At 34.8% G+C, this 6122-nt stretch carries 7 protein-coding genes; 3 read left to right on the top strand and 4 right to left on the bottom strand.

The window, feature by feature from the left end; genetic code table 11:
- Positions 1-207 precede the first annotated feature (207 nt).
- Positions 208-1563 (bottom strand): deoxyguanosinetriphosphate triphosphohydrolase, encoded by a 1356-nt coding sequence (locus BBH99_RS07765; protein ID WP_066694203.1) that lies wholly within the window; start codon positions 1561-1563, stop codon positions 208-210.
- A 204-nt stretch (positions 1564-1767) separates the two neighbouring features.
- On the opposite strand from BBH99_RS07765, the gene BBH99_RS07760 reads away from it, so the two are divergent.
- Entirely contained in the window at positions 1768-2478 is a 711-nt protein-coding gene (locus tag BBH99_RS07760; protein ID WP_083188777.1) for a class I SAM-dependent methyltransferase, read from the top strand.
- 7 nt (positions 2479-2485) lie between these two features.
- On the top strand, positions 2486-3235 hold the full coding sequence (locus BBH99_RS07755; protein ID WP_228390767.1) for a DNA-formamidopyrimidine glycosylase family protein: 750 nt from the start codon (positions 2486-2488) through the stop codon (positions 3233-3235).
- Between the two features lie 187 nt (positions 3236-3422).
- Here the strand turns inward: BBH99_RS07755 and BBH99_RS07750 are convergent, their stop codons facing one another.
- On the bottom strand, positions 3423-4145 hold the full coding sequence (locus tag BBH99_RS07750) for a LytR/AlgR family response regulator transcription factor (RefSeq protein ID WP_066694201.1): 723 nt from the start codon (positions 4143-4145) through the stop codon (positions 3423-3425).
- Positions 4145-5221, bottom strand: a complete 1077-nt coding sequence (locus BBH99_RS07745; RefSeq protein ID WP_066694183.1) for a sensor histidine kinase — start codon at positions 5219-5221, stop codon at positions 4145-4147. Before BBH99_RS07745 ends, BBH99_RS07750 begins: the two co-directional genes overlap by 1 nt.
- A gap of 199 nt (positions 5222-5420) precedes the next feature.
- Between BBH99_RS07745 and BBH99_RS07740 the strand changes: the two genes are divergently transcribed.
- Positions 5421-5849: a hypothetical protein gene (locus BBH99_RS07740; RefSeq protein ID WP_066694199.1), complete on the top strand. Its 429-nt coding sequence runs from the start codon at positions 5421-5423 to the stop codon at positions 5847-5849.
- A gap of 43 nt (positions 5850-5892) precedes the next feature.
- Here the strand turns inward: BBH99_RS07740 and BBH99_RS07735 are convergent.
- Positions 5893-6122: DMT family transporter (locus BBH99_RS07735; RefSeq protein ID WP_066694181.1), on the bottom strand; the 230-nt coding region annotated here is incomplete at its 5' end.

Here is a 6122-nt window from a genome sequence, read left to right as displayed (position 1 = left end):
ATAATAAGCCCGAAAATAATAACGGGTGCCAGAAAAATACCCATAGTTTAGTTTTTAAATATTGATTCTTAAAGATAGAAATAATATTTAAAACAGGGAAGACTTATAGGAAAGGATGTTAGAGGCCGATAGCTGGAAGTTATGAAATGTAAAAAGAAACTTCCAACATCCTTTCTTCCAGATTCCGGCCTTAAAAAACTTATAGAACTATACCGTCATTCCAATATCAATTCCTTTAATTTTCCTATAAAGGTCTGTAGCATAATTATCTGTCATTCCGGAAACGAAATCTATAATTCCCAAGACTTTCTGGTAATCTGTTCCGTTTTCGTAAACAAACTGTCTTGGAAGTAGCTTTAATGCCTTTTTATCATAAGATTTTCTCTCGTCTTCCGGCTTCAGAATAGATGGAATAAAATGATCCAATAATTCATACATTACGTTATAACCAGCATTCTCAATTTCCACAACTGCTTTATGGTTATAAATTTTTTCAATAGAGAATGATTCTATGTCCTGTAATGCACTGTTTTCTGATTTATAAATATCCAGAAGCCCTTTGTCTAGATTTCCCTGTAGAATAGTATTGAAATTCTGTTTGTAAATTTCAAGGGATTTATTAATCAAAGCATTGATGGCTTTTGCTCTTAAATAAGAGATCTTCTCATTTTCGTTGGAAATGGAAACCAGTTTATTTTTTACTTTATCAACATCGTTGCTTTCTGATTTTACCAGTTCAAAGAAAAGGTTTTCACAGTCGGAAGTAGATACAATTCCCAGTCTGTGGGCATCTTCCATATCAATAATGTTGTAGCAGATATCATCAGCTGCTTCTACCAGCCATACAAAAGGATGTCTTTTGAAGATATGAGGTTCTTCACATTCTGAAATAAGTTGAGTTCCTTTAGCAATTTCAAGGAAAATATCTTTTTCATTCTGGAAAAAACCGAATTTTTTACGGTGAATGATTCCTTTTTTCTTGGCTACAGCTTCACACGGATATTTTGCAATACTTGCCAAGGTAGAAAAAGTAAGCTGAATTCCTCCGGCATCTTTTCCCTGCTGCTGTTGGGCAAGTACTCTGATGGCATTGGCATTTCCTTCAAAATTAACCAGATCGGCCCATTCTTTTTCATTGAACTTGGTTTTCAGGTCTTTTTCGTTTCTTTCAAAATAGCTTGCAATAGCGTCTTCACCCGAATGCCCGAAAGCCGGATTTCCTACATCATGACAAAGGCATGCTGCTGCAATTACATTTCCTAAATTATAGAGATAAAAATTCTTTGAATCTTCAGTAAGCTCGTTTTTATAGTCCTCAGCAATGAATTCACCAATAATACTTCCTAAACTTCTTCCCACAGATGACACTTCCAGAGAATGCGTGAGCCTGTTGTGCACAAAAACACTTCCGGGAAGAGGAAAAACCTGGGTCTTATTCTGTAGTCTTCTGAATGCAGAAGAGAAGATGATCCTATCGAAATCCCTTTGAAAATCAGTTCTTGAAGCCTTAGTATGCGGATTATTTCCTGTACGTTGATTGGTGAAAATCTGGTTTAAATTCATCATTTTTCAAAATTACTCCAAATTTTAATTTTATGGAATAGTATTTAAATATTTATTAAACAGATCTGTCATTCAAAAAATCTATTATAGTAAACGTTTTTTAGGGATCGGAAAGCTTGAAGAAATATTCTACATTTGATGCAACTAATACAACTGAAGAATACTTATAATTTCTTCTGCATGTTAATTTTAAATTTTTATATAATGACGGACAACACATGGCTCAGCAGATGGGATGAAAGGTACAGCAGCAAAAAGTTTGCGTATGGAACAGAACCCAATAATTACCTGAGAGAACAACTTAGCCAATTACAGCCGGGCAAAATACTTTTCCCTGCGGAAGGAGAAGGCCGAAATGCAGTTTTTGCAGTAACACAAGGATGGCAGGTTTCAGCTTTCGATATCAGTGAACAAGGCAGACAAAAAGCACTGCAACTTGCAGAGCAAAATGGAGTAACCATCGATTACCAGGTTGGTGAACTGCAAACATTGGATTATCACAAAGAACAATTTGATGTGATTGCGCTTATCTATGCTCACTTTCCGGGAGACATTAAATCCTCAATCCATCAAATGCTGGATCAGTATCTTCGTAAGGGTGGGTTTATTATTTTCGAAGCTTTCAGTAAAAAACATCTTGAATATATTGCAAAGAATGAAAAGGTAGGCGGGCCAAAGGATATTGAATCTTTATTTTCCATAGAAGAAATTAAAGCAGATTTCCCCGGCTATTCCATCATAGAGCTTCAGGAAACTGAAATTGAGCTTCAGGAAGGGTTATTCCACAACGGAACAGGTTCTGTGATTCGTTTTGTGGGACACAAAAACTCAGAAATCAGTAAACTTGATTATTCTGTAAGAATCTATATTTTTAAATGCAGTATAGGAATTCCCCAAGAGCGGAATAATATGTGAACAGGTATTGAAAAATAACGTTATGCCTGAAGGTCCATCTATTATTTTAATGAAAGAAAACCTGCAGAAGTTTGTTGGTCATACAGTAACAGACGCGTCAGGTAATGCAAAATTTGATAAGGAAATATATATTAGTCAAACACTTCGTGAGATCCGTACTTTTGGAAAGCAAACTTATCTGGTATTTGAAAAAACAGCCATCCGTATTCATTTGCTGATGTTTGGTTCTTACAGTATTGATGAACAGACAAAACCAGACAAAAGCTTACGTTTAGCCCTTGTTTTCTCAAATGGAGCCTTATATTTTTATACCTGTTCCGTAAAGCCGGTTGAACTGGAATTCCTTTCTGCCATTGATTGGGAAGCAGATGTTATGAGCGATATCTGGAATCCCAAAAAAGCAGAAAACAAACTGAAGGCCAACCCGAAAATGATGGTATGTGATGCTTTAATGGATCAGAATATATTTTCCGGAGTAGGCAATATCATTAAAAATGAGGTTCTTTTCAGAATTGGTGTTCAGCCGGAAAGCCTGTTGGGCAATCTTCCGGCCAAAAAAAGGAAAGAACTTATTGCTGAAGCCAGAAATTACAGTTTTGATTTCCTGAAATGGAAAAGAGAATTTACATTAAAGAAGCATTGGCTGGTACACACAAAATCCGTATGTCCGGTCTGTGGACAAAAATTGGTTAAGAAAAAGACAGGAACCGGAAAAAGAAGGAGTTTTTACTGTGAAAAAGACCAGAAAATGTATTGAAATCTATCTTTTGAAAAGCGTAATAGATATAAATTTCGGCTAAAGCCGGATGAATTATTATTTATTTTATTTGAGCGGGCTAAAGCCCGCTCCTATTGATGTTGATAGACCTATGGATAATAGATATTTAACAGCTATATCATTCATTATTCATCATTCATTATTCATCATTCATTACTCATTAAAATCAGTCTGCCCCCAAAAGTCCGCCTGCATATTTTGTGAAAAAATCAGCCTTATATACTTCTCCGATAGGAATTTCTGCTTCTTCAATGTATATATTATGGTTATCAAATGAATCAATATAATCTGCATTCACCACATACGATTTACTGACACGGATGAATTTTTCCTCTGAAACTTTCTGATGAATTGTTTTCAGATTCATTGCAGTAATGAGCTTTTGCTGCCTGGTGTGTATCACCACATAATCTTTCAACCCTTCTATAAATTTTATGTCTGTAAAACTGATCTTATAAAATCGTCGGTCTGCTTTGATAAATAAAAAATCAGCTGTATTTGATTCTACTGTATTCTTTATGGTATTACTAGATAAAAGCTCAGTGTATAATATGGCTTTATTAATTGCTTTTTCAAGTCTCTGCGGATCAATGGGTTTTAAAAGATAGTCTACAGCTTCCAGCTCATAGCTTTTTAAAGCATATTGAGAATAGGCAGTAGTAAAGATAATAAGTGATCTTTTGGGAAGCATCTCTGCAAATTGCAGCCCTGTCACCATAGGCATTTCAATATCAAGGAAAATAAGATCTACATCATTATCTTTCAGAAAATCCAATGCGGAAGGAGCGTTGGAAAATTCACCCAAAATATCAATCTTTGACGTTTCGTTAATCAGCGAACGCATTTCGGCTCTTGCTAAAGGTTCATCATCTACTATAATACAATTCATCATACAGGAATTTTTAAATGGACAGTATATTCTTTAGGTTCCGAAGTTATTTTCAAGTCAAAAGTATCCTGATAAAGAAGTTCTAGCCTTCTGTTAATATTGGCCAGACCAAGTCCGCTATTTTTCTTATCTGAAATAATATAATCAGGATCCCGGGAATTGACACATTTAAAATATAGGTTTTGATCTTCAATACTGATATTTATTTTCACGTGTGATTCTTTGCCATTAATATCCACACTATGCTTTACCGCATTTTCTACAAAAGTGGTAAAAAGATTGGGAGGAATAAAGGTTGTATTAAACGTCCTGTTCTCACCTTCAGTCTCAATATCAAAGGTAAAATTTTCCCTTCTTATTTTTTCAAGATTTAAAAAATTGGACAGAAAATCAATTTCCGAAGTTAACAACGTCTTCTCTGCGCTGTTTTCATACAACTGGTATCTGAGCAACTCCGAAAGCTTGACAATTACTACTGAAGCTTTTGCAGGATCTGTTCTGATCAGTGCTTTTACATTATTCAGCATATTGAACAGAAAATGAGGATTGATCTGGTTTCTAAGCTCGTTCAGTTCCATTTGCATAGTCAGATTACTTAGCTCATTGATCCTTTGATTATCCTTAATCCATTTCTGTAACAGCTTCACTGTGGTAGTGGTAAAAATAATCGGAATACACATCAGTACTCCTTCATAAACACTTCCTTTTTCAGTTTCCCTGGGAATATTTCCAACCCTGAAATCTGCAAAAACCGATCTGAAGCCAAATCCTATAATATTAATCCCTATTACTCCCATGATAATAAGAAGTGCCAGATAAGCAATATATCTTGTTGTAAAGAAGAGCTTCGGAACCAGGATATAAATATTTATATATATCATTGTGATCAGTATGGTATATACGAAAAGCAGTACATACCACTGATGTATTCCTGAGAATGACTGCCAAAACCTTGCACTGTAAAGCCAAAAGAAAAAAGAGATCAGAAACAACAGATGTCTGGCATATTTATAACGTTCTTCCACCAGGAAGTCCATTGCAAGGGTTTCTTTAAATTGCCATAACCTGTATTTCATATTCCTGGATTCATATAACAGTACAAAAATAAGTAATCCCTCAGCTTATACCTATACTATTATACGAAACCCATGTTTTATTATACCAATTATACCTTCGGTTCATCATCAGATTTTGTATAAAATAATGGCCGTTTTGTATAAAAACAGATTTTTGCAGTCCTATTCTGCTTTACTTTGCAGCGTTTAATCAATGTATATGGAATTAGTTGTTTTTCAGGAATTAACCAAAGAAATCTCATCAGAATGTTTTTTTATGACGGAATCCCAGCAAGAGGAAAAGATAATACAGGTTATCGACCTTCATCAATTCACAAAATGCCTTGATCCGGAAATTAAAATCCTTGACTACATTCAACATCCTATCAATACTATAGAACAAAATGGAGAGAAGAAAGGGATTCTATTCCATGACATGAAACATTCATCTTTTATAGACTGTAATACATCCGAGGAGTTTAAAAGAAGACATCAACTCTCTGAACTTTGGTTTGTATTTGTGGAAGAAGACAATGTAGCCCATACAACTCACTATACTGACTTTATTATTGAAAATAGTCTGGAGATTTTCTATGACCAGATTTTTCTCTTTCAGTTTTTTCAATCTGATATAAAAAAGTTAAAATGAGGAATCATAATTTATGAATTGTGTTACATACTTTCACCCAATATTAATGAGTTCCCATTTTTGAAAATACATTAATTACGATCACTCCAATAATGATGAGTGCGATCCCGATAACAGCAGGCAGATCCGGAACCTGCTTGAATGCTACTACTCCGATTATGGTGATGAAAACAATTCCTACCCCGGACCAGATTGCGTAGGTAATCCCAACAGGAATCTGACGAAGGCTCAGGCTTAAAAAATAAAAAGCACAAGCATATCCTATTACAGTAA

The organism is Chryseobacterium contaminans, from assembly GCF_001684955.1.
Taxonomy (GTDB): Bacteria; Bacteroidota; Bacteroidia; order Flavobacteriales; family Weeksellaceae; genus Chryseobacterium; species Chryseobacterium contaminans.
This window is presented reverse-complemented; position numbering and strand designations above follow the sequence as displayed.